Annotated in this window: 28 protein-coding genes; 11 read left to right on the top strand and 17 right to left on the bottom strand. The window is 64.3% G+C overall.

What is annotated here, in order from left to right; genetic code table 11:
- Position 1: 1 nt before the first annotated feature.
- From FHW83_RS03765 to FHW83_RS03750, 4 genes are read right to left on the bottom strand one after another with little or no spacing between them, the layout of a single operon-like run.
- Complete coding sequence (locus FHW83_RS03765; protein WP_176645034.1) at positions 2–514, bottom strand: chemotaxis protein CheW; 513 nt, start codon at positions 512–514, stop codon at positions 2–4.
- A complete protein-coding gene (locus tag FHW83_RS03760) occupies positions 514–879 on the bottom strand; it encodes a response regulator transcription factor (protein WP_176645033.1) in 366 nt (121 codons plus the stop codon). The genes FHW83_RS03765 and FHW83_RS03760 overlap by 1 nt, the downstream gene beginning before the upstream one ends.
- A gap of 19 nt (positions 880–898) precedes the next feature.
- Positions 899–1,294 carry a PleD family two-component system response regulator gene (locus tag FHW83_RS03755; RefSeq protein WP_176645032.1) on the bottom strand — a complete coding sequence of 132 codons (396 nt, stop codon included), beginning with the start codon at positions 1,292–1,294 and terminating at the stop codon, positions 899–901.
- Positions 1,295–1,320: 26 nt separating this feature from the next.
- Positions 1,321–1,473 (bottom strand): rubredoxin, encoded by a 153-nt coding sequence (locus FHW83_RS03750; RefSeq protein WP_092275808.1) that lies wholly within the window; start codon positions 1,471–1,473, stop codon positions 1,321–1,323.
- Between the two features lie 95 nt (positions 1,474–1,568).
- Here FHW83_RS03750 and FHW83_RS03745 point away from each other — a divergent pair, with 95 nt between their 5' ends.
- Together FHW83_RS03745 and hemL are read left to right on the top strand one after the other, a co-directional pair.
- Complete coding sequence (locus tag FHW83_RS03745) at positions 1,569–2,408, top strand: bifunctional hydroxymethylpyrimidine kinase/phosphomethylpyrimidine kinase (protein WP_176645031.1); 840 nt, start codon at positions 1,569–1,571, stop codon at positions 2,406–2,408.
- 19 nt (positions 2,409–2,427) lie between these two features.
- On the top strand, positions 2,428–3,711 hold the full coding sequence (gene hemL / locus FHW83_RS03740; RefSeq protein WP_176645030.1) for a glutamate-1-semialdehyde 2,1-aminomutase: 1,284 nt from the start codon (positions 2,428–2,430) through the stop codon (positions 3,709–3,711).
- Positions 3,712–3,784: 73 nt separating this feature from the next.
- Here hemL and FHW83_RS03735 read toward each other — a convergent pair whose 3' ends face one another.
- Both FHW83_RS03735 and FHW83_RS03730 read right to left on the bottom strand, forming a co-directional pair.
- A complete protein-coding gene (locus tag FHW83_RS03735; protein ID WP_176645029.1) occupies positions 3,785–5,104 on the bottom strand; it encodes a nitrate/sulfonate/bicarbonate ABC transporter ATP-binding protein in 1,320 nt (439 codons plus the stop codon).
- A gap of 10 nt (positions 5,105–5,114) precedes the next feature.
- A complete protein-coding gene (locus tag FHW83_RS03730) occupies positions 5,115–6,845 on the bottom strand; it encodes an ABC transporter permease subunit (RefSeq protein WP_176645028.1) in 1,731 nt (576 codons plus the stop codon).
- A 141-nt stretch (positions 6,846–6,986) separates the two neighbouring features.
- Here FHW83_RS03730 and FHW83_RS03725 point away from each other — a divergent pair, with 141 nt between their 5' ends.
- Complete coding sequence (locus tag FHW83_RS03725; RefSeq protein ID WP_176645027.1) at positions 6,987–7,487, top strand: hypothetical protein; 501 nt, start codon at positions 6,987–6,989, stop codon at positions 7,485–7,487.
- Here the strand turns inward: FHW83_RS03725 and corA are convergent.
- The 8 genes from corA to mpl all read right to left on the bottom strand — a co-directional run bounded on the left by corA (position 7,480) and on the right by mpl (position 15,575).
- The gene (gene corA / locus FHW83_RS03720; RefSeq protein ID WP_176645026.1) at positions 7,480–8,445 is read right to left on the bottom strand and encodes a magnesium/cobalt transporter CorA; all 966 of its coding nucleotides are present in this window, start codon (positions 8,443–8,445) and stop codon (positions 7,480–7,482) included. The genes FHW83_RS03725 and corA overlap by 8 nt on opposite strands.
- Positions 8,446–8,604: 159 nt before the next feature.
- The gene (gene mtgA, locus FHW83_RS03715) at positions 8,605–9,309 is read right to left on the bottom strand and encodes a monofunctional biosynthetic peptidoglycan transglycosylase (protein ID WP_176645025.1); all 705 of its coding nucleotides are present in this window, start codon (positions 9,307–9,309) and stop codon (positions 8,605–8,607) included.
- Entirely contained in the window at positions 9,306–10,124 is an 819-nt protein-coding gene (gene aroE / locus FHW83_RS03710) for a shikimate dehydrogenase (protein WP_176645024.1), read from the bottom strand. The genes mtgA and aroE overlap by 4 nt, the downstream gene beginning before the upstream one ends.
- A 4-nt stretch (positions 10,125–10,128) precedes the next feature.
- Positions 10,129–11,013, bottom strand: a complete 885-nt coding sequence (locus tag FHW83_RS03705) for a TonB family protein (protein ID WP_176645023.1) — start codon at positions 11,011–11,013, stop codon at positions 10,129–10,131.
- 17 nt (positions 11,014–11,030) lie between these two features.
- The gene (locus tag FHW83_RS03700; RefSeq protein ID WP_176645022.1) at positions 11,031–13,046 is read right to left on the bottom strand and encodes a ribonuclease catalytic domain-containing protein; all 2,016 of its coding nucleotides are present in this window, start codon (positions 13,044–13,046) and stop codon (positions 11,031–11,033) included.
- Positions 13,043–13,636, bottom strand: coding sequence for a chorismate lyase (locus FHW83_RS03695; protein WP_176645021.1), 594 nt, complete (start codon positions 13,634–13,636; stop codon positions 13,043–13,045). Before FHW83_RS03695 ends, FHW83_RS03700 begins: the two co-directional genes overlap by 4 nt.
- Entirely contained in the window at positions 13,633–14,211 is a 579-nt protein-coding gene (locus FHW83_RS03690) for a YqiA/YcfP family alpha/beta fold hydrolase (RefSeq protein WP_176645020.1), read from the bottom strand. The genes FHW83_RS03695 and FHW83_RS03690 overlap by 4 nt, the downstream gene beginning before the upstream one ends.
- Positions 14,208–15,575, bottom strand: coding sequence for a UDP-N-acetylmuramate:L-alanyl-gamma-D-glutamyl-meso-diaminopimelate ligase (mpl, locus tag FHW83_RS03685; RefSeq protein ID WP_176645019.1), 1,368 nt, complete (start codon positions 15,573–15,575; stop codon positions 14,208–14,210). Before mpl ends, FHW83_RS03690 begins: the two co-directional genes overlap by 4 nt.
- Before the next feature lie 183 nt (positions 15,576–15,758).
- Between mpl and FHW83_RS03680 the strand changes: the two genes are divergently transcribed.
- The 8 genes from FHW83_RS03680 (at position 15,759) to FHW83_RS03645 (ending at position 22,942) form a co-directional block, all read left to right on the top strand.
- A complete protein-coding gene (locus FHW83_RS03680) occupies positions 15,759–16,388 on the top strand; it encodes a hypothetical protein (RefSeq protein ID WP_176645018.1) in 630 nt (209 codons plus the stop codon).
- Positions 16,385–16,933, top strand: coding sequence for a TlpA disulfide reductase family protein (locus FHW83_RS03675; RefSeq protein ID WP_176645017.1), 549 nt, complete (start codon positions 16,385–16,387; stop codon positions 16,931–16,933). The genes FHW83_RS03680 and FHW83_RS03675 overlap by 4 nt, the downstream gene beginning before the upstream one ends.
- 84 nt (positions 16,934–17,017) lie before the next feature.
- Entirely contained in the window at positions 17,018–17,455 is a 438-nt protein-coding gene (gene aroQ / locus FHW83_RS03670; RefSeq protein WP_176645016.1) for a type II 3-dehydroquinate dehydratase, read from the top strand.
- A gap of 52 nt (positions 17,456–17,507) precedes the next feature.
- Positions 17,508–17,981 carry an acetyl-CoA carboxylase biotin carboxyl carrier protein gene (accB, locus tag FHW83_RS03665; protein WP_176645015.1) on the top strand — a complete coding sequence of 158 codons (474 nt, stop codon included), beginning with the start codon at positions 17,508–17,510 and terminating at the stop codon, positions 17,979–17,981.
- A 108-nt stretch (positions 17,982–18,089) separates the two neighbouring features.
- On the top strand, positions 18,090–19,469 hold the full coding sequence (gene accC, locus FHW83_RS03660) for an acetyl-CoA carboxylase biotin carboxylase subunit (RefSeq protein WP_176645014.1): 1,380 nt from the start codon (positions 18,090–18,092) through the stop codon (positions 19,467–19,469).
- Between the two features lie 3 nt (positions 19,470–19,472).
- Complete coding sequence (gene prmA / locus FHW83_RS03655; RefSeq protein ID WP_176645013.1) at positions 19,473–20,414, top strand: 50S ribosomal protein L11 methyltransferase; 942 nt, start codon at positions 19,473–19,475, stop codon at positions 20,412–20,414.
- 11 nt (positions 20,415–20,425) lie between these two features.
- Entirely contained in the window at positions 20,426–21,994 is a 1,569-nt protein-coding gene (locus tag FHW83_RS03650; RefSeq protein WP_176645012.1) for a DUF3426 domain-containing protein, read from the top strand.
- Positions 21,995–22,003: 9 nt separating this feature from the next.
- Complete coding sequence (locus FHW83_RS03645; RefSeq protein WP_176645011.1) at positions 22,004–22,942, top strand: carbohydrate kinase family protein; 939 nt, start codon at positions 22,004–22,006, stop codon at positions 22,940–22,942.
- Positions 22,943–22,970: 28 nt separating this feature from the next.
- Here the strand turns inward: FHW83_RS03645 and FHW83_RS03640 are convergent, their stop codons facing one another.
- The 3 genes from FHW83_RS03640 to FHW83_RS03630 all read right to left on the bottom strand — a co-directional run bounded on the left by FHW83_RS03640 (position 22,971) and on the right by FHW83_RS03630 (position 25,176).
- The gene (locus tag FHW83_RS03640) at positions 22,971–23,483 is read right to left on the bottom strand and encodes a YggT family protein (protein ID WP_176645554.1); all 513 of its coding nucleotides are present in this window, start codon (positions 23,481–23,483) and stop codon (positions 22,971–22,973) included.
- Positions 23,484–23,583: 100 nt separating this feature from the next.
- Positions 23,584–24,564, bottom strand: a complete 981-nt coding sequence (locus FHW83_RS03635) for a hypothetical protein (RefSeq protein ID WP_176645010.1) — start codon at positions 24,562–24,564, stop codon at positions 23,584–23,586.
- A gap of 129 nt (positions 24,565–24,693) precedes the next feature.
- The gene (locus tag FHW83_RS03630) at positions 24,694–25,176 is read right to left on the bottom strand and encodes a hypothetical protein (RefSeq protein ID WP_176645009.1); all 483 of its coding nucleotides are present in this window, start codon (positions 25,174–25,176) and stop codon (positions 24,694–24,696) included.
- Between the last annotated feature and the right edge of the window lie 334 nt (positions 25,177–25,510).

Raw genomic sequence — 25,510 nt, 5'->3', positions numbered from 1 at the left:
GCTATACCAGCCCTACCTGCACGAAACGGGGTTCCCGCACCAGCTGCGCCAGGTCGAGGCGCAGCCATGATTGTCCTTCGCCGTCGCGGAATTCGTCGCCCGCCACGGCCTCCATGCCGGCCAGCTTGCGCAGACCCAGCACACGCTCGACCCGCAGCGCGCAGTTAAAGCCCAGACCCGGCGCGAAGGTGATCAGGCGGCGCTCGGACGGCGCGGCGTCGCCGGGCGCCTGCTGGCGGTAGCGCGCCAGGTCGATGACGCCGGTCAGGTGGCCGCGGATATTGGCCAGCCCCAGATACCAGTCGTGCGTCAGCGGCACCGGCGTGACCGGCTGCGGCGGCACGATCTCGCTGATCTGGGTCAGGTCCAGCAGGCACGGACGCCCGCCGATCAACACGCCCAGCTCACGCCCGCTCTCGGTGGCGCCGCTCTTGGCGGCCTGCATGCGCTCCAGCAGCTGCACCTGATACTGGCGCAGGCGGCTGCGGCGTTCGGTGGGCGCCGTGCCGCTCATCAGCCGAGGGCCGCGATCTTGGCCAGCAGTTCGGCCGGATCCACCGGCTTGACCAGGTAATCCCTGGCGCCCTGGCGCAGCGCCCAGATACGGTCGGTCTCCTGGCTCTTGCTGGAGCAGATGATGATCGGGACGTCCTTCAGCTCCGGGTCGCGGGCGATCGAGCGCGTGACCTGGAAGCCGTTCGCGCCCGGCATCACCACATCCATCAGGATCAGTTCCGGCTTGCTCTCCTTGAGCTTGACCAGCGCCTCCTCGCCGCTTTCGGCCACCGACACGCTGTAGCCGCCGCGGGTCAGGATGTCGCTCAGATAGTAGCGCTCCGTGGCCGAATCGTCGACGATGAGAATTCTTTGTATGGCCATATTTCCCCCTGCGGCTCGCTTATTCTGGTGTGGCGACAGCGCCGCCGGTGTGCTCGCGAACGGCGGCCAGCAGGCTGTCCTTGGTAAAAGGTTTGGTCAGATAGGCAACGGCGCCCACCATGCCGCCACGTGCGCGGTCGAACAGACCGTCCTTGGAGGACAGCATCAACACCGGCGTGGCATGGAATTTTGCGCTTTTTTTGATCAGGGCGCAGGTTTGATAGCCGTCCAGGCGCGGCATCAGGATGTCGCAGAAGATCAGCGCCGGATGGTGGTCGTTGATCTTGGCGAGGGCGTCGAAGCCGTCTTCGGCCAGCACCACCTGGTAGCCGGCCTGCGACAAAAAGATCTCGGCCGAGCGACGTATGGTGCTGCTGTCGTCGATCACCATGATTTTCAGAGCAGTTGTCGTCATAGTCGCTGGCCGGTTTGGCGCCTGATTTAAATCGCTACCATCTCGAAATCGTCCTTGCGGGCGCCGCATTCCGGGCAGCTCCAGTTCATCGGGACGTCGGCCCAGCGCGTGCCCGGAGCGATGCCTTCGTCCGGCAAACCGGCTTCTTCATCGTAAATCCAGCCGCAGATCAGGCACATCCAGGTCTGGAACTCCTGCGTTGTTTCGTTGCTACTCACGTTTTGCCACCCTCAATCTAGTAAAATGCCGAATTAGGTATCTTAATCTACCCGCCGTGCAAAACCAAACTTCTCCACTTATATTGAGCTTCGGCGCTGCCGATCCGGCTGGCGCCACCGGCGTCCAGGCCGACCTGGCGGCTTTTTCGGCCCTCTCCTGTACCGGACTGGCCGTCACCACCGCGTTGCTGATCAGCGACAGCGCCCGCGTCGAAGACCTGCAGGACATCGACCCTGACTGGGTGGCCGACCAGGCCCGCGTGATCCTGGAAGACATGACCATGGCCGCCTTCAAGGTCGGCGCCATCACCAACCTTGAGCAGGTGGCGGCGGTGGCCGAGATCCTGTCCGACTACCCGGACGCGCCGCTGATCCTCGATCCCTTCAGCTCCCGCCTGCCGGCGCTGCCTGATGACGATGCCGAGGAGCTGATGACCGCGATCCGCCAGCTGCTGGTGCCGCAGGCCACGCTGCTGATGCTGTCGCAGGTGGAGCTGGGCCGCATGGCCGAGACCTGGCGCGAGAGCGGCGACGGCAGCGAGGGCGAGGACATGCTGCAATCGGACGTCGAGCATCTGCTGGCCCTGGGCTGCGAATTCGTGTTGGTGACCGGCACCGCCTCGTCCAGCGGCGCGCTGGCCAACACCCTGTATGGGGCCGATGGCGTCATCAGCCACGACGCCTGGCAGCATCTGGCCGGGCCGTTCATCGGCGCCGGCAACACCCTGTCGGCGGCGCTGACGGCCTTCATGGCGCGCGGCGCCGACGTGCCTGAGGCGGTGGCGGCGGCGCAGGAGTACACTGTCGGCGCGCTGGCGCATGCGCAGCGCTACGGCATGGGCAAGTTCGTGCCGAACCGATTTTTCCATCTGCAGTCCGCACAGGACATGCAATAAAAATACTGAAGATGCCATCATGACTACTTCCAAGAACGACCAGCTGTTCGAACGCGCCCAGAAAACCACCCCGGGCGGCGTCAACTCGCCGGTGCGCGCCTTCCGTTCGGTGGGCGGCACGCCGCGCTTCATCACCCGCGCCGAAGGCCCGTACTTCTGGGACGCGGACGGCAAGCGCTACATCGACTACATCGGCTCCTGGGGGCCGGCGATCGTCGGCCACGCGCATCCGGAAGTGGTGAAGGCGGTGCAGGAAGCGGCCGCGCGCGGCCTGTCGTTCGGCGCGCCGACCGAGGGCGAGATCGAGATGGCGGAGGAAATCGTCAAGCTGGTGCCGTCGCTGGAGCAGGTGCGCCTGGTATCGTCCGGCACCGAGGCCACCATGAGCGCCCTGCGCCTGGCGCGCGGCGCCACCGGCCGTGACAAGATCGTCAAGTTCGAAGGCTGCTATCACGGCCACGCCGACTCGCTGCTGGTGAAGGCGGGCAGCGGCCTGCTCACCTTCGGCAATCCGACGTCGGCCGGCGTGCCGGAGGACTTCGTCAAGCACACGCTGGTGCTGGACTATAACAACGTGGCGCAGATCGAAGAGGCCTTCGCCAACTTCGGCAGCGAGATCGCCTGCGTGATCGTGGAGCCGGTGGCCGGCAATATGAACCTGATCAAGGGCACGCGCGAGTTCCTGCAGGCGCTGCGCGACCTGTGCACCCAACACGGCGCGTTGCTGATCTTCGATGAGGTGATGTGCGGCTTCCGCGTGGCGCTGGGCGGCGCGCAGGAGCTGTATGGCATCAGGCCGGATCTGACGGCGCTGGGCAAGGTGATAGGCGGCGGCCTGCCGGTGGCGGCGTTCGGCGGCAGCACGGCGTTGATGAGCAAGATGTCGCCGGTGGGCGCGGTGTATCAGGCTGGCACGCTGTCGGGCAATCCGGTGGCGGTGGCGGCCGGCATGACTACGTTGAAGCTGATCCAGCAGCCGGGCTTCTACGACAAGTTGGCCGCATCGGCCAGACGCCTGGCGGACGGGCTGACGGCGGCGGCCAAGGAAGCCGGCATTCCGTTCTGCGCCGATGCGGTGGGCGGCATGTTCGGTCTGTACTTCAGCGAGACGCCGCCGAACAACTACGCCGAGATGATGGCGGGGAACCGCGAGCGCTTCAACGTCTTCTTCCATGCCATGCTGGATGAAGGCGTGTATTTCGCGCCGGCGGCGTTCGAGGCGGGATTCGTTTCGGCGCAGCACAGCGACGACGTCATCGACGAAACCATCGCCGCCGCCCGCCGCGTGTTCGCCAAACTCTGACGTCATTCCCGCGTAGGCGGGAATCTATGGAACGCATGCTCAGCATGGATTCCGGCTTTCGCCGGAATGACGGTTAGCTGGCGTCCTGTTTGTCCTCCTCGGAGCGCTGGATCACGCCGGTGTTGAAGTTGTATTCGAACAGGTCGCCGTAGCGGCCCCACTCGATGGCCACGCGCAGCGCGCGCTCGGCCTCCTCCTCGCTGAGCGTGAAGCGCAGCAGCTTGAGGAACAGGTCTTCCGGCAAATCGCCCGACTTGTCCTGCGCCAGGCCGTGGCAGATGTAGGCGATCAGCGGCACATGCTCCAGCAGCTGCCGGGCGAACATTTGCTGCCGCTCGCCCGATTTCACATAGCGCCCACCCAGCTCGGTCAGCAAGATGTCGCCGTTGGTCAGGTAGGCGAAGCCCAGCAGGATCAAGGCGTTCAGCACCTCCAGCAGTTCGGCGTCGGTCAGCTCGGTCTCCTCGGCCAGCTTGGGCAGATCGGCGCGGCCGTGGAACGGCTCCTCGGCCAGCAGCTCCAGGATGCCCTCCATGTGCGCGATGTCGGCCTGCGGCAGACGGTCGCCCAGCTGCAGCTTGACCTCACGCTCGCTGATCAAGCCCCCGCCGCCTGCGCCGCGCCGTCCCGAACTGGCGGTCATCAGCTCATACACCTTGTCGATCAGGTGGCGCACCTCGGCGCTTTCCGCCTTGCGCGGCTGCTGCAGCGATATCGGCAGCTCGGCGCGCACGCGGCCAGGGTCGCTGGCGAAGATCAGCACCCGGTCGGCCATCATCACCGCCTCCTCGATGTTGTGCGACACCACCAGGATCGCCTTGGTCGGGATCTGGCCGGACTGCCACAACTCCAGGATCTCCTCGCGCAGACGCTCGCCGGTCAGCACGTCCAGCGCCGAAAACGCCTCGTCCATCAGCAGCACCTCCGGCTCCATCACCAGCGCGCGGGCGATGCCGACGCGCTGGCGCATGCCGCCCGACAGCTCGCGCGGCAGCGCGCCCTCGAAGCCGGACAGGCCAATCAGGTCGATCACCTTGGCCGCGCGACGGGCGCGCTCCTCCGGCGGCATGCCCTGCGCCTCCAGCCCCAGCTCCACGTTCTTCTGCACCGTCAGCCAAGGGAACAGCGCGAACGACTGGAACACCATGCGGATGCCGCGCGCCGTGCCATACAGGGGCATGCCGCGATACAGCACCTGGCCCTCATCGGCCTGGATCAGGCCCGCCATGATGCGCAACATGGTCGATTTGCCGGAGCCGGATTGGCCGAGCAGCGCCACGATCTCGCCTTCGCGCAGGGTGAAGTCCACGCCTTCCAGCACCGCGCGCGCGGAGCCATCGGCGGCGCGGAAGTGTTTGCCGACGGCTTTCAATTCAACGATAGGAGTGCTCATGATTCGATTCCTAGAAATGCAGCCGGCTTTCGGCCATGGTGTACAAACGGCGCCAGACGAAGTGATTGAAGCCCATAACGAAGATGCACATGATGCCGATGCCCAGCGCGATGCGCGGGAAGTCGCCGGCCACGGTCATCTCCTGGATGTAGCTGCCGATGCCGTGCGCCTTCAGGGTGGTCGGCCCCCAGCTGACGAATTCCGCCACGATGGCGGCGTTCCACGAGCCGCCCGAGGCGGTGATCGCCCCCGTCACGAAGCTGGGGAAGATGGCCGGCAGCAGGTAGCGCCGCCATTTCAGCCAGCCGGTGAGGCCGAAGTTTTTGGCCGCGTGGCGCAATTCGGTAGGGATGGTGGAGGCGCCGGCGATCACGTTAAACAGCAGATACCACTGGGTGCCGAGGATCATCAGCGGCGACAGCCAGATGTCCGGGTTCAGGTGATAGCGCACGATGATGATCACCGCCACCGGGAACACCAGGTTGGCCGGGAAGGCCGCCAGGAACTGCGCCACCGCCTGCGTGCGCGAAGCCCAGCGCGGGTTCATGCCGATCCAGATCCCGACCGGCACCCAGATCAGGGCCGCCAGCGCCAGCAGCACCACCACGCGGATCATGGTGTACACGCCCAGCACCACCACATGCCCCACCTCGCTCCAACCGACCTCGGTGCGGATGAAATGCACCAGGCTCCAGAGCGCGTAGAACACCACGGCGGCGATCACCGCGTCCCACACGCGCTGCGGCACCAGCGTCGGCTGGTCCTTGCGGGCGCGGATCGAGGTGCCGTCGTGCGACAGGCGGAACACGGCGATCGAGCGCTCCAGCTGCTGCGCGAACCAGGCCACGATTTGCTGCGTGCGCTCGGTACGGCGCAGCCAGGTCAGCAGCCATGAGGACTGCGCGGTATCGCCGCCGGTTTCCTCGAAGCGGAATTTGTCGGCCCACGCCAGCAATGGGCGGAAGAACAGCTGGTCGTACAGCAGCACCGCGATCAGCATCGCGAAGATGGCCCAGCCGATCGCACCGAGGTCGCTCTGCTCGATCGCCAGCGCGATGTAGGAACCCATGCCGGGCAGCTTGATGGTCTGGTTGGAGACCATGATGGCTTCCGACGCCACCACGAAGAACCAGCCGCCGGACATGGACATCATCATATTCCACAGCAGTCCCGGCATGGCGAACGGCAGCTCCAGCCGCCAGAAACGCTGCCAGCCCGACAGCTGGAACACCTGCGCCGCCTCCGACAACTCGGCCGGCACCGAGCGGAACCCCTGGTAGGCCGAGAAAGCCATATTCCACGCCTGCGAAGTGAAGATCGCGAAGATCGCGGCGCATTCCACGCCCAGCAGGTTGCCGGGGAACAGCGCGATGAAGGCCGTCACGGTAATCGACAGGAAGCCGAGAATCGGGATCGATTGCAGGATGTCGAGCATCGGCACCATCACCTTTTCGGCGACGCGGTACTTGGTGGTCAGGGCCGCGAATACGCAGCTGAAAATTACCGACGCGCCCAGGGCGATGAACATGCGCAGCGTGGTGCGCAGCAGGTAGTACGGCAGGTAGAGCGGATCGAGCGTCATCGGCAGCGTCTGGCCGAGTTCATACGGGCGCGCCATCTGCTGGCTGCCATAGGCCATCAGCACGAAAACCGCCAGCACGATGGGCAGCAGGGCCCAGTCCCAGCGGTTGCCGCCGGCCTCCACCACCTGGCGGGGGAAAAATTGCCGTTTCTTGTTCATCGTATTACTTTCTCTGGCGCGGCAAGGGGATGGCCGCGGGGAGCGAAGGGAGGGAGCGTTACCGCTGGCCGCCATTCTAATAGATTCACTCCCCCGATTTTATTACGGTCGTGAAAGTTACTTAATATATAATTGCCAGTTATGAAACTGATCGCTGAAAAACGGTCGAAGACCGACAAGTACGATGTGCTGCGCTTCGTGCGCAACAACGGCAGCTGCACCGATGCGTTGATGCCGCGCCAGGGCATCCTGCCGCACGACCTGGTGCACTACGTGGTGGAGTCGGCGCTGCCCCTGCGGCACGGCTTCCTCAGCCTGCTGGCGCGCGGCGCCGACGCGCAGTTCGTGATGGAATCCGTGCACGACAAGGCCAATCCCAACGTCGAGACGGAGGCGGTGCAGGCGGAAGCCATCGTGGAGGGTTTGCAGGCGCAGCTCTGGTCGGGCGCGTTCGACGAGGACGCCTTCCTGGCCGGCGCGGCGGCGGCCTGCACGGCGCGCAACAAGCCGCCTTTCGATTTCGCCGCGCTGGCGCTCGATCTCAGGGCCGCGCTGTACGAACGCGCGCTGGCACTGAACGAGCAGTGGAGCAGCGCGCCCTACTACAGCACGCTGTCGCTGGAATTCAGCCCGGTTATTTGAGCCAGCCGCGGTGGCGGAAGTAGAGGAAGGGCGCGATGGCGCTGGCCAGCATCAGGCCGATGGCGAAGGGATAGCCCATTTGCCACTCCAGTTCCGGCAGCCATTTGAAGTTCATGCCGTAGATGGACGCGATCAGCGTCGGCGGCAGGAAGGCCACGCTGGCCACGGAGAAGATCTTGATGATCTTGTTCTGGTTAATGTTGATGAAACCGACCGTGGCATCCATCAGGAAGTTGATCTTATCGAACAGGAAGGATGTGTGGCCATCCAGCGATTCGATGTCGCGCAGGATCTGGCGGGCTTCCTCGAACTGTTCCGAATTCAATAAGCGGCCGCGCATCAGGAAGCTGACCGCGCGGCGCGTATCCATCATGTTGCGGCGGATGCGGCCGTTCAAGTCTTCCTCGTGGGCGATGGCGTTCAGGGCGGCGGCGGCGTCCTGGTCGGTGAATTCCTTTTGCAGCACGCGGCCGGAGACTTCCTCGAGGTTCTGGTAGATGCCTTCCAGCGCGTCGGCCGAATACTCGGCGTCGGTGGCGTACAGGTCCAGCAGCACGTCCATGTAATCGGCGATCGAGCCGGGGCGCGAACGGGCGCGCATGCGCACCAGGCGGAACACCGGCAGGTCGTCGGTGTGGACCGAGAACAGGATCTTGCGCGCCAGGATGAAAGCGACGGTGACGATGCGCGACGGGCCGTCCTCTTCTTCGAGCAGGAAGTCGGTGCGCAGGTGCAGGTCGCCGTTTTCGGCCTCGTAGTAGCGGGCCGAAGCCTCGATGTCCTTGACCTCGTCCTCGCCGGGCAGGATCACGCCGTAGATGGTGCGTACCCAGGCGCGTTCAGCGTCGGTCGGGTCGGTCAGATCGACCCAGACCGGCTCCACCTTCTCCAGATCTTCGCGCGTGTCGATAGGAACCTGGTTGAGCCGGCCATTCTGGAGAACGAAAACATTAATCATGGAGTCACGCGCCTTCTGGAAACAGCGCAAGTGTACCTGCAAAGCCCGGCCGAGGCCAGTCCGCAGTCCGGGGTCAGGTCCTCCATTTCTACACGGCCTCGGCTGTAGCGGGACGCTACAGCCGAGGCCGTGTAGAAATGGAGGACCTGACCCCGGATTTTAGGGGAGTTCGGCGGAGTTCATCCGGCGCAAAATTATCGCCGTGCGGCGGGCCAGGTAGTTGGAGTCCCGATGTTTGTCGAAATAGCGCGGATTTGGCAGCATCACCGCCAGTTTGGCCGCCTGCAAGCCGCTCAGATTGGCCGCGCTGACGCCGTAATAATGACGCGCCGCCGCCTCGGCCCCAAAGGTACCGGTGCCGAACTCCACCACGTTCAGGTAGATCTCGAAGATGCGCTCCTTGTCCATCAGCGTTTCCAGCATGAAGGTGATGATCAGCTCCTGTCCCTTGCGCAGGTAGCTGCGCGAGCCGGACAGGAACAAATTCTTCGCCAGTTGCTGGGTGATGGTCGAGCCGCCCGACACCACTTTTTTCTTCTTGTTGTTCTTCTCGTAGGCCTTTTGCAGGGCCTCCCAGTCCACGCCCTCGTGCTCGGAGAAGTTGGCGTCCTCGGAGGCGATGACGGCCCGCTTCAGGTTGTTCGAGATGCGGTTGTACGGCACCCACATCTGCTGGATGTTGGCCTTGGGGTTCCTCTCGCGCAGCGCCGACTGCTGCTGGCGCATGAAGCTGGTCATCGACGGGTTGTGATCCACCCACCACCAGATCTGCAGGAAGAAGTACAGCTGCACCGCCAGGAACAGCAGGATCGGGACGATGAAGATCCACTTCACCCAGCGCCATTTGCCAGCGGTCTTGCTCATAGCTTGGCGCGCAGGTTCCGCAGCACGTCGCCGGTGGCCGGCTGCACGCCGCGCCACAACTGGAAGGCTTCCGCCGCCTGTTCGACCAGCATGCCCAGGCCGTCGCGCAACTGTGCGCCATGCTGGGCGGCGAACTGCAAGAATACAGTGGGGGAGGCTCCGTACATCATGTCCAAAGCCAAAGATCCGGGCGCGAAGATCGATGACGACACCGGCGGCACTTCCGCGCTCAGGCTGGCCGCCGTGCCGTTGATGATGATGTCGTACTCGCCCTCAATGCCATCAAACCCGCACGCCGACACCACGCCCTCGCCGCCCAGCGCGGCGAACTGTTGCACCAGTTCCTCAGCCTTGGCCACGGTGCGGTTGGCGATCACCAGCCTGGCCGGACGATGTTCGAGGATGGGCAGCACCACGCCCCGCACCGCACCGCCCGCGCCCAGGATCAGTACCCGCTTGCCGGTGATCGGCACGCCGGCATTCTGTACGATGTCCGCCACCAGCCCGGCGCCGTCGGTGTTGTCGCCGATGATGCCCTCCTCGCTGAACACCAGCGTGTTAACCGCGCCGGCCGCGCGTGCGCGGATGGTCAGCGCCTGCGCCAGCTTGACCGCCTCCAGCTTGAACGGCACGGTGACGTTGGCGCCCTTGCCGCCTTCGGCCATGAAGGCGCGCACGGCGTCGGCAAAGCCGTCCAGTGGCGCCAGCCGGCGCTCGTAGTGCAGGTCTTGCCCGGTCTGCGCCGCGAACGCGGCGTGGATTTCAGGGGATTTGCTGTGGGCAATCGGGTTGCCGAACACGCAGTAGCGGTCCATCTGCTTATTTTCCTCCGCCGCTCATATCGGCTTGTAGTTTGTCTTCCCGGGTGAATTTGAAGGTGGTGATGATCACCCATAAATCATCCCTGTCGCTCGACAGCATGTTCGGCGGGAATTTGCCGAACGGCGCCGAGCGGCGCACGATGCGCATCGCCGCCTCGTCCAGCGCCGGATTGCCGGAGCTGCGCTCGACCTTGATGCCGCCTTCCTTTTCATAGATGGTGCCGTCCTGGAACACCGGGATGGACAGCATCAGCTGGCCATACAGCTTGCGCCCGTTCACGTTCGGGAAGTTCAGCGTGCCGAAATCCTCGATGCGCTTCTGCATGGTTTTGTAGTAGGTCGCATAACCGGCCTCGCGCGTGCTCGGCGTGATCATGGTTTTCTTCGGACGCTTGTTCTGGTCCTCGATGGTTTCGCTGATTTCCGCCACGCGGCGGGCGATCGCCTTGCTCGATTCCAGCAGGTCGGCGCCGGTCGGCAGCGGATCGGGCTTGGCCTTTTCCGTGATCGGCGGCGCCGCCACCTCGGACGACGAGTGCACCTGCGTCAGCAGGTTTTTCTGGCGCTCCTCCAGTTCCTGGATGCGGCGCTTGTTGGCCTTGACGCTGTCGCCCATCTCGGTCTTGCGCATGTCCGGCATGGGCGACTTGGAACGGCCCTGGTCCACCGTGCCGCCGCCGTCGAGGTTGGCCTGCGCCACCGCGTCGGCCTTCAGCGGCGCCTTGTTGTGCTTGGCGTTGACGAGGATGACTTCCAGTCCCGGATCGGTGGCCTGCACCGGCGCCGGGGTCGGCGCCACGAAGCGCATCGCCAGCAAAGCGCCATGCGCCATCAGCGAGATGGCGAGGGCGGTGTAGAGCAAGCGATTTTCTCTGAAAGACATGAGTCAGATTCTACACGTCATTCCGCCGCTGGTTGCTCGGCGGCGGCCTCGACCACCACTTCCGGCGCGTCGACCGCCTCTTCCGGCGCGTCCTCCACCTCGTCTTCGAAGTCGACGTCGGTGGCGACCACGTCGGTCGGGATTTCGAGGATGCGGGCTTCCACCGTCAGGTCCACTTCGTCCCAGCGCAGGATGTCCAGCTTGACCTGCGCCCCGCGCGCCACCGATGGCATGCCCGGCAGGCGGATGATCAGCGGAATGTCGACCAGCCGCAGCACCTCGTCCTTGAGCACCACGGCCTCCACCTGGCGGGCGTTTTCCTGGCCCAGCCAGCGCAGGCACCAGTAGCGTTCCATATTGGCCTGGTGGTCGGCGTAGGCGCCGTAGGCGGCGTCGAACTGCGACACAATCGCGAACAGCTCGGCATCCTTGTGCTTGAAGTGCGCGACCAGCGGCGCCATCACGCCCTTCTCTGCGCAGGCCAGGATCTGCCACTGGTTGACCAGGTCGGTATAGCGGCGCAGCGGCGAGGTGCTCCAGGCGTACTGGTCCACGCCCAGGCCCTCGTGCGGCGCGGCGTGGGTCAGCATGCGCACTTGCATCTTGGCGTTCCAGCCGCCGACGCCGCGGCCCTGGCTGCGGTAGATGCCGGGCACGCCGCTGTCGTGCATCAGCTTGCCCCAGGTGCTGTTGGCGAAGATCATCAGCTCGGCCACGATCTTGTCCAGCGGCGCGCCGCGCTTGCGGCGGGTGACCGTGACCACGTCGTCTTCCACGTAGAAGTTGTAGTCGACGCGGTTGTTCTGCTCCGGCTTGAGGCCGAAGCCCTCGCGCTTGACCATGCGCGCCGCCTCCAGCACCTGCGCCCATTTCCAGATCAGGCACAGCTCGTCCTTGTGCGGGTAGTCGCCCTCGCCGCTGGCCAGCGTCTCTTCGTTGACCAGGTCGTCCAGATCGTTGTGGCGCAGGTTGTGCGCGATCGGCACCATCTCGGCGCGGGTTTCGGTGGCCAGCACCGACCAGTCGGCCGGGTTCAGGGTGGCGTACAGCGACAGCGCCGGGCAGGTCTTGCCCTCGGCCAGGGTGAAGGCGTCAACAATCGCGTCCGGCAGCATGGTGATCTTATCGCCCGGCATGTAGACGGTGGACATGCGGGTGCGCGCCAGCTTGTCGACCGCGTCGTCCGGCTTGATGCCCAGGCCCGGCGCGGCGATGTGGATGCCGATCTTGACGTTGCCGTCGGCCAGCTGGGTGACCGAGAAGGCGTCGTCGATCTCGGTGGTGGTGACGTCGTCGATGGAGAACGCCTGCACCTCCGCCAGCGGCAGCTTGGTCGGCGACACCGGCACCGGCACCTCCGGGAAGCCCGCGCCTTTCGGGAAGTTCTCGAACAGGAACTTGGCCATGTGCAGCGCCTTGGCCGAGGGCACGCCGCCCACCGCCAGCATCAGCCGTTGCGGATTGGTGTGCAGTTCATTGCAGGCCGCTTCCAGCGCCTTGTATTCGATGCCGTTCTTGTCAGGCTTGAACAGCAGCTGCATGACGATGTTCTGCATCGCGGCCGGCAGCTTGTTGGCTTTCAGCTCTTCCACATAGGCGGCTTGCACCAGCGCCTGCTGTTTCTTTTTCTCGATGCCGGCCAGCGCCGCGCGCAGCGATTGCTCGGGCGCGGCCTTGTAGCGGCCACGGCCTTTTTTATAGAAGTAGATCGGCGACGAATGCAGGCTCAGGATCAGGCCGGCCGCCTCGGCCGGTTGCGGCGCGTGGCCGAAATACTCGGCGCCCAGCTCGGCAAAGCCGAACTCTTCCTCGCCGGCGACTTCCCACAGGAATTCCAGGTCGATCTCGGCGGAGATGGCCTTGGCCTGCTCCATCAGCTCGCCCGGCGACGGCTTCTCGAACTGCAGCAGCACGTCCTTGGCCTTGACCTTGGTGCGCTTGCCGCTGGCCATCTCGACTTGATAGGCCTCGCCGGCTTGCGTCATCACGGTGCCGACCTTGAAATCGCCGGACTCTTCAAAAAATACATTCATCGTTTGTTTTTACTCGTTTTAATCAGTTCCAGGACGGAAGGTAGAAACACTTCCGTCACCAGCAGGGTACCTTGGCGGCGCCGATACAGGCAGCGCCGTGCATATAATATGTGCGCATCGAGGGCAGCCGGCGCCAGTGCGGCGCGCGCGCGCCGCGCCAGAGGATGCCCTTCCCGCAATCTTGCAAATTCCAACACACCACGCCGCACCAGCGGATCGCCAAACAGCGTGGTGCCCAGCGAACGCTCGCCCAGCGCGCTGAACAAGGGCCAGTCGGCCGCCGTGGCCGACATCGGCACCACCGTGTGCGCGAACACCACAGGCGTATTATCACATCTCAGCAGCACTTCCCTTTCCCACACGCGGCCGGGCCGGTGCATGCCGATCGCCGCCGCCTCGTCGCTCAGGCAGCGCTCCACGCGCTGGTGCAGGCATTGCACGCGGAAGCTGTCGCTGTGCTCCTTCAGGCGCGCGGTCAGCGAACCGTCCTCCGTCAGCCACGGCACATAGCCCGCCGGCGGGTTCACCGCCAGCACGTGCGGCTGCCATTGCGCCTGCCGCAGCGAGGCGCCGCGCGGCGGCGCGCTCAAGCCCGCGCCCCGACGCCGCAAAAGCCCAGCACCTCATCCAGATACTGCGGGAACTCAGAGATCGCATGGTCGCTGCCGTCGATGATGTGCTGGCGCGCGCCCTGATAGTGGGCCACCATGTCGCGGTAATCCAGCACTTCGTCGCCGGTGGCGGCGATCAGGAAATAGCGTTCCGGCTTGCTGATCTTCGACACTTCCAGCGCGCGCAGTTCGTCGATATATTCGCGCTTGAATTCGAATGGCTCGTCGGAATGGTATTGCGTGGTCACGCCGACGTGCTTGTCCAGGTCCAGGCTCGGCACCACGGCCGGGTTCAGCAGCACCGCACGGCAGCCGACGCGCTCGGCCAGCCAGGTCGCGTAGTAGCCGCCCAGCGAGGAACCGATGATGCTCAACTGTTCGGCCGGCACGCCGGCGATCAGCGACTGCGCCAGTTCCATGGCCAGCTTTGGCGAGGCCGGCAGTTGCGGCGAGATCAGTTGGTCGGTCAGGCCCAGCGCCGCCATGCGCTCGCCTACCAGGCGGGCTTTCATGGATTGCGGCGAGGAGCGGAAGCCGTGCAGGTACAAAATCATTGCGCCAGCGCTTTCAGGATCTTGTCGTGGATGCCGCCGAAGCCGCCGTTGCTCATCACGATAATATGGTCGCCCGGCCGCGCGGCCTTGGCGATGGCGGCCACCAGGGCGTCGATGTCCTCGTGGGCGCTGGCGATATCGCCCAGCGGCGACAGCGCCGCGCCCACGCTCCAGCCCAGCGATTTTTCCACGCCGTAGCCGAACACCAGGTCGGCATCGCGCAGACTGCCCGGCAGCGCATCCTTCATCGCGCCCAGCTTCATGGTGTTGGAGCGCGGTTCCAGCACGGCCAGGATGCGGGTGCCCTTGCCGACCTTCTGGCGCAGGCCGCCGACCGTCGTTTCAATCGCTGTTGGATGGTGGGCGAAGTCGTCGTACACCGTGATGTTGTTGACCACGCCGCGCACTTCCATGCGGCGCTTGACGCTTTCGAACGTGGCCAGCGACTTGGCCGCCTGCGCGACCGGCACGCCGACGTGGCGGGCCGCTGCAATCGCCGCCAGGGCGTTGGCGCGGTTGTGCTTGCCAGTGAGCCACCATTCGACGCGGCCGGCCACTTCGCCGTTGAAAATGACGTCGAAGCTGCCGTCATCGTGCTCGTTCAGCGTCCAATCCATGCCTTCGCCACGGCCAAAGCTTTCCTTCTCGCTCCAGCAACCGCGCTTGAGCACCCGCTGCAGGGATGCCTCATCGCCGTTGTGAATGACGCGGCCGATGCCCGGCACCGTGCGCACCAAGTGGTGGAATTGGGTTTCGATCGCGGCCAGATCGGGGAAGATGTCGGCGTGATCGTATTCCAGGTTGTTCAGGATGGCGGTCTTGGCGTGGTAGTGCACGAACTTGCTGCGCTTGTCGAAGAAGGCGGTGTCGTACTCGTCGGCCTCGATCACGAAGAAGATCGAGTCCTTGTCGCCCTGCATGCGGGCCGAGACGCCAAAGTTCATCGGCACGCCGCCGATCAGGAAGCCGGGCGCGTAGCCGGCGTCTTCCAGGATCCAGGTCAGCATGGCCGAGGTGGTGGTCTTGCCGTGCGTGCCGGCCACGGCCAGCACCCATTTGTCTCTTAATATATGGTCGCCGATCCATTGCGGGCCGGACACGTACGGCAGGCCGCGGTTCATGATTTCCTCGATCAGCGGATTGCCGCGCGTGACCACGTTGCCGATCACGTACAGGTCCGGGTTGAGCGCGGTCTGCTCCGGGCCGAAGCCGGTGATCAGTTCGATGCCCTGGGCTTCCAGCTGAGTGCTCATCGGTGGATAGACGTTGGCGTCGCAGCCGGTGACGCGGTGGCCCGCTTCTTTGGCCAGCACGGCCAGGCCGCCCATGAAGGTGCCGCAAATACCGAGGATGTGAATGTGCATAATAAGTAAGACGAAGTATGAGCCGCCCCACCGTCATTCCGGCGAAGGCCGGAATCCATAGAACGCCGGCTTTCCGACTCAGCATGGATTCCGGCTTGCGCCGGAATGACGCGCAGGCGAAACTGAATATGCGATTTTACCTGACCCGCCGCGCTTTTCCCGGTTCAGAGTATTATCTCGTCCATGACGCCGAATGTTAATGAAGAACTCCAGCTCCTGCGTGCCGAGATCGCGGCGGCCGCCGCGCGCCTGATCGCCGAGGATGGAGCCGACTACAACACCGCCAAGCGCAAGGCAGCCAGGCAAATCCTCGGCGACACCCAGCCGCCGCTCAACCTGCTGCCCGACAACGCGCAGATCGAGGCCGAAGTCCGGATCTACCAGTCGCTGTTCCACGCCGACACCCAGCCGGCCCGCCTGTTCCGCCTGCGCACGCTGGCGGTGGACATCATGGAAGGGCTGGAGCGCTTTCAGCCTTATTTAACCGGCGCGGTGTTAAATGGCACGGCCGGTCCACACGACGATATTCACCTGCAATTGTTCGCCGACAGCGCCAAGGAGGTGGAAATCTTCCTGCTGAACCGGAATTTGCAAATCGACATCTCGGAAACGCCCCACTTCAAGGGACCGCGCCACGGCATGGTCGAAACCGTCAGCTTCATGTGGCACAAGGAAGGCGTGCACGCCGCGCTCTATGAGCTGGACGATTTGCGCGGCGCCGTGAAGAACCGCGCCGACGGCAAATTGGCCCGGGCCGACATCGCCGCCGTGCGCGCCCTATTAGTTAACAGTACTCATCCATCATCACCATGAATAAAAAACACCTGGCTGCCTATGCCATCGTCGCGGTGCTGTTCGCCGCCTCCGGCGCCTACGTCGGCATGAACAAGAACAATCCGGCCCCACCGCTGACCGCCGTGCCGCCGCCCGGGGTCACCGAGCCGGTGGCGGCGCTGTATAAACAGACGCTGCCGGACGCCAAGGGCGTATCCACCCCGCTGGCCCAGTACAAGGGCAAGGCCATGCTGGTCAACTTCTGGGCGCCGTGGTGCGGCCCGTGCGTGCAGGAGATGCCGGAGCTGTCGGCGCTGGCTTCCGGAGAAGAAGGCAAGAAGCTGCAAGTTATCGGCATTGGTATTGATTCGCCAACAAATATCGCGGAATTTAACGACAAATATAAGATCACCTACCCGGTGCTGGTGGCCGGCATGAGCGGCACCGAGCTGTCGCGCCAGTTCGGCAACGCCCAGGGAGGCCTGCCCTTCACGGTCCTGATCGGCGCCGACGGCCAGGTCAAGAAGACCTACCTCGGCCGGCTGAAATTTGACGAGCTGCGCAAAGATTTGGCAACTCTCTAAATAGATTCATAAGTTTTTTTCTCTTGCCAAATGTCCGCAGTTGGCGTCAAAATGCGGATCTTTCGCGGAGAAGGCTCAAGAATCATGGCAAAAAACCTCCTACTGCTCAACGGCCCCAACCTCAATTTGCTGGGCACCCGCGAGCCCGAGGTCTACGGCGCAAGCACTTTGGCCGACATCGAACACGCTGCCCAGGCCCAGGCCCAGGCGGCGGGCGCGAGCTTGTCCTGCTTCCAGAGCAACCACGAAGGTGCGCTGATCGACCGCATCCATGCCGCCAAAGCGGAGGGCGTGGACGCCATCGTCATCAATCCGGGCGGCCTGACCCACACCAGCGTGGCCTTGCGCGACGCCCTGGCTGGGGTGGCGATCCCGTTTGTGGAAGTGCATATTTCGAATATTTACCAGCGCGAGTCGTTTCGCCACCACTCGTTCCTTAGCGCGATTGCAATAGGAACCATCTGCGGACTGGGTATCGAAGGATATCGGTTTGCCATCGACTTCGCCCTTAAAAAGCGATAACCTACGCGATCTGCGCGCATTTTTATACACATAAGACATTCCTGGGGGTTACATGGATCTACGCAAGCTGAAGACCTTGATTGATTTGGTCGCGGAATCGGACATCGCCGAGCTCGAAGTGACCGAAGGCGAGAGCAAAGTTCGCATCGTCAAGTCGTCCGCCATCGCGCAAAACCAAATGGTGATGATGCAGCCGCAGGCAATCCCGCAATACCACGCCGCCCCGGCGGCACCGGCCGCCGCCCCGGCCGCCGCCGCCGCGCCGGTGGTGGCCGCCGCCGCCGAGCCGACCGGCCACGTGGTCAAGTCGCCGATGGTGGGCACCTTCTACCGCTCGTCGTCGCCAGGCGCCCCGGCCTTCGTCGAAGTCGGCCAGTCGGTCAAGGAAGGCGACACCCTGTGCATCATCGAGGCGATGAAGCTGCTGAACGAAATCGACGCCGACAAGTCCGGCACCATCACCCAGATCCTGGTCGAGAACGGCCAGCCGGTCGAATTCGGCCAACCGCTGTTTGTGATCGGCTAAGAACGGATCGCGCCCTCCCTGTCGGCGACGGGCGCGCCGTCCTGGTCCGCAATCCCTCCTCACCTGACGCAGCCCATTACCGGCGCTCACAGACATAGCGAACCTATCATGTTTGAAAAAATCCTCATTGCCAACCGCGGCGAAATCGCCCTCCGTATCCAGCGCGCCTGCCGCGAACTGGGCATCAAGACGGTCGTGGTCCACTCGGAAGCAGACAAAGACGCCAAATACGTGAAGTTGGCCGACGAGTCGGTCTGCATCGGCCCGGCGCCATCGTCGCTGAGCTACCTGAACATGCCCGCCATCATCAGCGCGGCCGAAGTGACCGACGCCGAGGCGATCCACCCGGGCTACGGCTTCCTGTCGGAAAACGCCGACTTCGCCGAGCGCGTGGAAAAATCCGGCTTCGTGTTCATCGGCCCGCGCTCCGACTCGATCCGCCTGATGGGCGACAAGGTCACCGCCAAGCAAGCCATGATCAAGGCCGGCGTGCCGTGCGTGCCGGGCTCGGAAGGCGCGCTGCCGGACGATCCGAAGGCCATCGTGCAGATCGCCCGCAAGGTCGGCTATCCGGTCATCATCAAGGCGGCCGGCGGCGGCGGCGGTCGCGGCATGCGCGTGGTGCACACCGAGGCGGCCCTGATCAACGCCGTGCAGATGACCAAGTCGGAAGCCGGCGCGGCCTTCGGCAATCCGGAAGTCTATATGGAGAAGTTCCTGGAAAACCCACGCCACGTGGAAATCCAGGTGCTGGCCGACGAGCACAAGAACGCCGTCTGGCTGGGCGAACGCGACTGCTCGATGCAGCGCCGCCACCAGAAGGTGATCGAGGAGGCGCCGGCGCCGGGCATCCCGCGCAAGCTGATCGAGAAGGTCGGCGAGCGCTGCGCCGAGGCCTGCCGCAAGATCGGCTACCGCGGCGCCGGCACCTTTGAATTCCTGTACGAGAACGGCGAGTTCTACTTTATCGAGATGAACACCCGCGTGCAGGTGGAGCACCCGGTCACCGAGATGATCACCGGCATCGACATCGTGCAGGAGCAGATCCGCATCGCCGCCGGCGAGAAGCTGCGCTTCCGCCAGCGCGACGTGATGCTGTCCGGCCACGCCATCGAGTGCCGCATCAACGCCGAGGACCCGTTCAAGTTCACGCCGTCGCCAGGCCGCATCACCTCCTGGCACGTGCCGGGCGGCCCGGGCGTGCGCGTCGACTCGCACTCGTATGCGGGTTATTATGTGCCACCGCACTATGATTCGATGATCGGCAAGGTCATTTCCTACGGCGCCACCCGCGAGCAGGCGATCCGCCGCATGCAGATCGCGCTGTCGGAAATGGTGGTCGAAGGCATCCAGACCAACATCCCGCTGCACCGCGAGCTGATGGTCGACGCCCGCTTCATCGAAGGCGGCACCAATATTCACTACCTGGAGCACAAGTTGGCCGACATGCCGGACTTGAACAAACTGAGCCTGGGCAACAAGGGTTAAACCATGAGCTGGACTGAAATCGTCATCGAAATCGCCCGTGACCACGCCGAGGCGCTGTCGGAAGCGCTGATGGACGTGGGCGCCCTGTCGGTGTCCGTGGAAGACGCGGACGAAGGCACGGACGCGGAAAAACCGCTGTTCGGTGAGCCGGGCATGGAGCCGACGGAAGCGGCCTGGGATCACAGCCGCGTGGTGGCCCTGACCGACGAGGATGACGACCAGGCCGTGATCGTCGCGGCCGCCGCCGGCCAGATCGGCCTGACCACCCTGCCCAAGTTCACCACCCGCAAGGTGGAGGAGCAGGACTGGGTGCGCCTGACCCAGTCGCAGTTCGCCCCCATCCAGATCGGCAAGAACATCTGGGTGGTGCCATCCTGGCACGAGGCGCCCAATCCGGACGCGCTGATCCTGGAGCTGGACCCCGGCCTGGCCTTCGGCACCGGCAGCCATCCGACCACGCGCCTGTGCATGGAGTGGCTGGAAGCCAATCCGGCGCCGGGCAAGACCGTGCTCGACTACGGCTGCGGTTCCGGCATCCTGGCCATGGTGGCCAAGAAGGTCGGCGCCGGCGAGGTGGTGGGCGTGGACATCGATCCGCAGGCGATCGAGTCGGCGGCCGACAACGCCACCCGCAACCACTGCGACATCGCGTACTTCCTGCCGGACAGCTTCGCCGAGTCCAAGCATGCGGCGCAGCGCTTTGACATCGTGGTGGCCAACATCCTGTCCAGCCCGCTGAAGCTGATGGCGCCCATGCTGTCGGGCCGCGTGGCCGATGGCGGTGCGCTGGTCCTGTCCGGCGTGCTGGCGCGCCAGGCCGAGGAAGTGGCGGCCGCTTACGCGCCGTTCATCAAGCTGGGCGTGTGGGCCGAGCAAGACGGCTGGGTGGCGCTGCATGGCCGCCTCGGCAGCGACACGGTTCCGCCAGCGCGTTCGGAACAGTAAGCCCAGCATCGATGGCGCTCGCCACCAAATGCCCCCACTGCAACACGGTATTTCGGGTCGCTCATGACCAGTTGAAATTACGTGGGGGCATAGTGCGCTGTGGCTCCTGCAACGAAGTCTTCGACGGCAACGCGGCCCTGCTGGAGCCGCCTTCCGCCCTCCCCCCAAGCATTCCCCTCGACCAGAAAATGGCCGCGCTCGATACGCGCGCGGCCGCGGTGCTGGGCGCCGAACCGGCCCCGCCGACGCTGGAGCTCGACGTCGCGGACGACGCGGCCGCGCCCGAGCCCGCGCCGGCCATCGCCGCCGAGCCAGAGCCGCGGTCCGCCCCGGCGCCAGCCATTGCCGCCGAGGCGCCGCAAGCGCAAGCCGGCCCGGCGCCGGACACCGACATGGACGACGAGCCGATCGCCACCGCCGCGCCGGCGCCGATCCCGCTGCCGGCCGAGCCAGCCATCCTGCCGGCCAGCACCGACGCCCTGTTCGACCTCGATCTCGACATCGAATCCGAGCCCGACCTGGAAGCCAGCAGCGAGCCGGACGTCAGCCCCACGCCGCTCGAAGACGTGCTGAACGCCGAAAGCATGAGCGAAGACGAGCTCGAGGCCGCCTTGGAAGCCGAGCTGTCGGCCATGGAGCAAACCCTGGGCGACGTGCAGCACGACGCCGACGGCCAGCCCATCGCGGAAGACGCCTACGCCGACATGAGCGGCGGCCGGGTCGAGCCAACCTGGGGCGAGCCGCCGCTGGACGACGAACCGCAAGCCGGCGCCGGCCCGGGCCTGGACACCGCCCTGGCCGCCGCGGCCGACGCCGTCTTCGCCGCCGAGGCGGAGGACGCCGCCTCAACCGGTGACGCCGAGGCCGTCCCCGCCGCCGCCGCTCCGCCGGCGCGTCCGCCGCGCGACGACGAGCTCGATGAAATCGACGAGGAAGCCCTGGCCCACCTGTCGGGCAACGGCCTGGCCGAGGCGCAAGCCGCGCGCGGCCACGCCTATCTGCACAAGCACAGCATGGACGACGAGCTCGCGCCCGCCAACGAGGAACAGGCGGCGCCCGAGGAGCCCGGCTTCGTCAAACGCGACCGCCAGCGCCAGAAATTCGGCAAGGCCGCCACCATCCTCATGAGCCTGGGCTCGGTGCTGCTGGTGGCCGCCCTGCTGGCGCAAGCCGTCACCACCTTCCGCAACGCCATCGCCGCCAACGTGCCGGCGCTGAAACCTGCGCTGACGGCCGCCTGCCGCACGCTGGGCTGCAAGATCGAACTGCCGACCCAGATCGACGACCTCACCATCGAACAGGGGGAACTGCAAACCCTGAGCGACACCACCTTCTCCTTCACCACCCTGCTGCGCAACCAGAGCGCCACCGCGCAGGCCTGGCCGTCGATCGAGCTGGTGCTGGACGACGCCAACGACAAGCGCATCCTGCGCCGCGTGTTCACGCCGCGCGACTATCTCGGCGCCGATGTGGCGATCGACAAAGGATTTGCCCCGCACTCCGAACAAGCCGTTAAACTGTACTTCGAGCTTCACGATCTGAAAGCATCCGGCTATCACATCGCAGTCTTCTACCCATAAAGAACTATCATGACCCAGACCTCCCTGATTTGCGGTTCGATCGCCATCGACACCATCCTGCAATTCCCCAACCGTTTCGACAGCATCCTGCTGCCGGACCAGCTGCACAAGGTGAACGTGTCCTTCCTGGCGCCGACCATGCGCACGGAGTTCGGCGGCTGCGCGCCCAACATCGCCTACAACCTCAAACTGCTGGGCGGCTCGCCGCGCATCGTCGGCGTGATGGGCCAGGACAACGCGGCCTACATGGCGCGCTTCCGCAAACTGGGCCTGGCCACCGACAACATCCTGATCAAGGAAGACGCCTACAACGCCCAGTGCTTCGTCACCGCCGACCAGGACAACAACCAGATCAACGCCTTCCACCCGGGCGCCATGTCGTACGCGCACGAGAACGAGGTCGCCAAGGCCGGCCCGGCGCGCATCGCCATCATCTCGCCGGACGGCCACCTGGGCATGAAGAAGCACGCCGCCGACCTGGCCGGCCTGCAGATCCCGTTCATCTTCGATCCGGGCCAGCAGCTGCCGATGTTCAACGGCGAGGAACTGATCGAGTTCATCGACAAGGCTACCTACGTCACTACCAACGATTATGAAATTGAGCTGCTGATCGAGCGTACCGGCCTGTCGCTGGAAGAAATCGCCGGCCGCGTGGAAGCGCTGATCGTCACCCGTGGCGAGCAGGGTTCCGAGATCCACACCAAGGGGCAGCGCATCGACATCCCGGCCGTGCCGGTGGCGGCCGCGCTGGACCCGACCGGCTGCGGCGACGCCTATCGCGCCGGCCTGCTGTTCGGCATCACCAACGGCTGGAACTGGGAAACCACCGGCCGCCTGGCCAGCCTGCTGGGCGCGATCAAGATCGCCCACAAGGGCGCGCAGAACCACCACTTCACCGCCGCCGAGATCGCGGACAAGTTCGAAGCCGCCTTCGGCTACCGCTTCTGATGTAAGAAAGCCCCTCGCGGGGCTTTTTTTATCGGCCGGCGAAAGCCATGCCTAACAACAGCTGCGCAATCTGCAGCAGGATCAGCGCCACCAGCAGCGACAGATCCAGATTCCCCACCAGCGGCACCACGCGGCGGATCGGACGCAGGATAGGCTCGTTGAGCGCGCGCACGAAAGGCGCCAGCGGCGCGTGCGGATTGACCCAGCTGAAAATCGCCTCGATCACCAGCAAGGCCATGAAGCCATACAAAATCCATTCGAGGAAACGCTGGAACGCCATCAGCGCCACCGCCGGCCACGGCCAGCCGGCGAAGAACAGGATCGAGGTGGCCGCCAGCACGATCAGGAAGGCGCCGATCAAACTGGCCCAGTCATAACCGCCCACGCCCGGCACGATCCGGCGCAAGGGCCGCACCAGCCAGTCGGACAATTGGAATGTGAACTGCGCCACCGACGACGGCGGCCGCACGCGGATCGCCTGCATCCAGAAACGCAGCAGCAAGACGCTGCCCAACAAGACGGCGATGGCGTCGACTATCAACTTAAGAATACTGAGCACGAATCCCCTCCAATAAAAAAGCCGCTGTGTGATTGTCTCACACAGCGGCCATTGCCTCAGCAGGCTTTTAAGCGTTTAAGGCTTAGGAAGGACGGGTGCTGGTTGGGAACGGCCATGCGGCGGCCGGAGCCAGTACGGTTTTAGCTGCCGGAGCGGCGGCTGGCGCGGCCGGCGCTGCTGGAGCGGCGGCGGCTGGAGCTGCTGGCTTGGCGGCTTCCTTCTTCGGAGCTGCTTTTTTAGGAGCGGCTTTTTTCGCTGCCGGCTTGGCGGCTGGAGCTGCTGCCGCTGGAGCTGCGGCCGGTGCTGCTGCTGGAGCGGCCGCTGGCTTGGCGGCTGGCTTAGCGGCTTTTTTTGCTGCTGGCTTTTTCGCGGCTGGTTTAGCAGCTGCCTTAGGCGCAGCTGCTTTAACCGGCTTTTTTGCTGCTGGCTTAGCCGCTACCTTTGCAGCCGGTTTGGCTGCCGTTTTCGCTGCTGGTTTCTTGGCAGCGGCTTTTTTCGCGGCTGGCTTGGCTGCAGCTTTTTTGGCTGCTGGCTTGGCGGCTGCTTTCTTGGCAGCTGGTTTGGCGGCTGCTTTTGGCGCGGCTTTTTTCGCTGCTGGTTTAGCGGCTACTTTTTTCGCTGCTGGCTTGGCGGCGGCTTTTTTGGCAGCTGGTTTGGCGGCTGCTTTAGGAGCGGCTTTCTTCGCTGCTGGCTTGGCGGCTACTTTCTTCGCTGCTGGCTTGGCTGCTGCTTTAGCGACGGTCTTCTTCGCTGCTGGTTTGGCTGCTGCTTTTTTCACTGCTGGTTTAGCTGCTGCCTTGGCGACGGTCTTCTTCGCTGCTGGTTTGGCTGCTGCTTTTTTCACTGCTGGCTTAGCGGCGGCTTTCTTCGCTGCCGGTTTCGCTGCTGGCTTGGCGGCGGCCTTCTTCACTGCTGGTTTGGCGGCTGGCTTGGCAGCGGCTTTTTTCACAGCTGGTTTGGCGGCGGCTTTAGCTGCCGGTTTAGCGGCGGCTTTGGCGGCTGCTGGTTTTTTTGCTGGTGCGGCAGCTTTTTTGGCTGCTGGTTTCTTTGCGGCGGTTGCCATGTTTAGTTCTCCTTCATCGGGGATGGGAAAAATTCGTTTACAAGATTTAAACCCGTCCAACCCGGGATTGGGCCAGGCGAATTATTCATCGGCGCAAACCACAATCCGTTTGCGCTAATGAATTCGGCACTAGCTGAACTGCTGCATCTCCTCACAAGTGCAGCGCTTCAGCCATCGATCCACCCGCCGTCCGAGGCCGGAGCGGCGTGAGGATACAAATCTTGTGGCGACGTTTTGCGGTGGTCCGGGCGTGTCCTCAGCTCCTGGAACCTGCGTCGCAGCCACGTCGCGGTTTTCGTTTTCAAACAAAAAACCGCCCAGCCTGAATTGGATCAGGCAAGGCGGTTGAACAAAAACGACGTGGTCTTGTGCATATCGTGTGAATCTGTGTCCCGTATCGCGGTCATCTCTGCGTGGTGCGTCTTCAAATTTTTTCGCACTTTTTAAATCACGCATTTTCAAGTTCGTAAAGTACACGAAAACCTTGTCGGTGCGCAACCAGCACGATAGATATTCGCGCGCTTTTTTTACGTTCAACGCGCGCCAGCTAACGTAGGCGTACCGATTCGGCGTGCTCGCTTGCGTGGCCGCGCGTGCTTCACGCGCGCTCAATCGGGTTCGGGAAGTGCGGCGCGCCTCGCGCCGGAACATCGCACTTCAAAGTAAGCCTTATGCCGCCTGGGTTTCTTCGACGCCGCCAAAATCGGCTCGACAATCGCGTGACCCGCTTCCGAATCCGAGAGCGCCTGCGCTTGAACTTCGCGCCGCCACTACCCGCTGTTTTTAATTCGTCGCGATTATGAGACAGAGTAAGACGAATAGCAAGCGGAATGCAGCGGTGCAGCGCATCGCGCCGGCGTTTCAGCGCGCGTGATCGGACCTGAAGCGCGCTCCAATCCGCGCGTGCGCGGCGCCGTCAATCGGCGTTAAGGCATGCCGCGACAGG

The organism is Duganella sp. SG902, assembly GCF_013376005.1.
GTDB lineage: Bacteria > Pseudomonadota > Gammaproteobacteria > Burkholderiales > Burkholderiaceae_D > Rugamonas.
Note: the sequence above shows the minus strand (reverse complement) of the source record. Positions and strands in the feature narration are given on the sequence as shown.

Bases quoted from the DNA above. Each gene is read 5' to 3' on its own strand.
- FHW83_RS03765 (WP_176645034.1), bottom strand. From the start codon at position 514: ATGAGCGGCACGGCGCCCACCGAACGCCGCAGCCGCCTGCGCCAGTAT.
- FHW83_RS03760 (WP_176645033.1), bottom strand. From the start codon at position 879: ATGGCCATACAAAGAATTCTCATCGTCGACGATTCGGCCACGGAGCGC.
- FHW83_RS03755 (WP_176645032.1), bottom strand. From the start codon at position 1,294: ATGACGACAACTGCTCTGAAAATCATGGTGATCGACGACAGCAGCACC.
- FHW83_RS03750 (WP_092275808.1), bottom strand. From the start codon at position 1,473: ATGTGCCTGATCTGCGGCTGGATTTACGATGAAGAAGCCGGTTTGCCG.
- hemL (WP_176645030.1), top strand. From the start codon at position 2,428: ATGACTACTTCCAAGAACGACCAGCTGTTCGAACGCGCCCAGAAAACC.
- FHW83_RS03735 (WP_176645029.1), bottom strand. From the start codon at position 5,104: ATGAGCACTCCTATCGTTGAATTGAAAGCCGTCGGCAAACACTTCCGC.
- FHW83_RS03730 (WP_176645028.1), bottom strand. From the start codon at position 6,845: ATGAACAAGAAACGGCAATTTTTCCCCCGCCAGGTGGTGGAGGCCGGC.
- FHW83_RS03725 (WP_176645027.1), top strand. From the start codon at position 6,987: ATGAAACTGATCGCTGAAAAACGGTCGAAGACCGACAAGTACGATGTG.
- corA (WP_176645026.1), bottom strand. From the start codon at position 8,445: ATGATTAATGTTTTCGTTCTCCAGAATGGCCGGCTCAACCAGGTTCCT.
- mtgA (WP_176645025.1), bottom strand. From the start codon at position 9,309: ATGAGCAAGACCGCTGGCAAATGGCGCTGGGTGAAGTGGATCTTCATC.
- aroE (WP_176645024.1), bottom strand. From the start codon at position 10,124: ATGGACCGCTACTGCGTGTTCGGCAACCCGATTGCCCACAGCAAATCC.
- FHW83_RS03705 (WP_176645023.1), bottom strand. From the start codon at position 11,013: ATGTCTTTCAGAGAAAATCGCTTGCTCTACACCGCCCTCGCCATCTCG.
- FHW83_RS03700 (WP_176645022.1), bottom strand. From the start codon at position 13,046: ATGAATGTATTTTTTGAAGAGTCCGGCGATTTCAAGGTCGGCACCGTG.
- FHW83_RS03690 (WP_176645020.1), bottom strand. From the start codon at position 14,211: ATGATTTTGTACCTGCACGGCTTCCGCTCCTCGCCGCAATCCATGAAA.
- mpl (WP_176645019.1), bottom strand. From the start codon at position 15,575: ATGCACATTCACATCCTCGGTATTTGCGGCACCTTCATGGGCGGCCTG.
- FHW83_RS03680 (WP_176645018.1), top strand. From the start codon at position 15,759: ATGACGCCGAATGTTAATGAAGAACTCCAGCTCCTGCGTGCCGAGATC.
- FHW83_RS03675 (WP_176645017.1), top strand. From the start codon at position 16,385: ATGAATAAAAAACACCTGGCTGCCTATGCCATCGTCGCGGTGCTGTTC.
- aroQ (WP_176645016.1), top strand. From the start codon at position 17,018: ATGGCAAAAAACCTCCTACTGCTCAACGGCCCCAACCTCAATTTGCTG.
- accB (WP_176645015.1), top strand. From the start codon at position 17,508: ATGGATCTACGCAAGCTGAAGACCTTGATTGATTTGGTCGCGGAATCG.
- accC (WP_176645014.1), top strand. From the start codon at position 18,090: ATGTTTGAAAAAATCCTCATTGCCAACCGCGGCGAAATCGCCCTCCGT.
- prmA (WP_176645013.1), top strand. From the start codon at position 19,473: ATGAGCTGGACTGAAATCGTCATCGAAATCGCCCGTGACCACGCCGAG.
- FHW83_RS03650 (WP_176645012.1), top strand. From the start codon at position 20,426: ATGGCGCTCGCCACCAAATGCCCCCACTGCAACACGGTATTTCGGGTC.
- FHW83_RS03645 (WP_176645011.1), top strand. From the start codon at position 22,004: ATGACCCAGACCTCCCTGATTTGCGGTTCGATCGCCATCGACACCATC.
- FHW83_RS03635 (WP_176645010.1), bottom strand. From the start codon at position 24,564: ATGGCAACCGCCGCAAAGAAACCAGCAGCCAAAAAAGCTGCCGCACCA.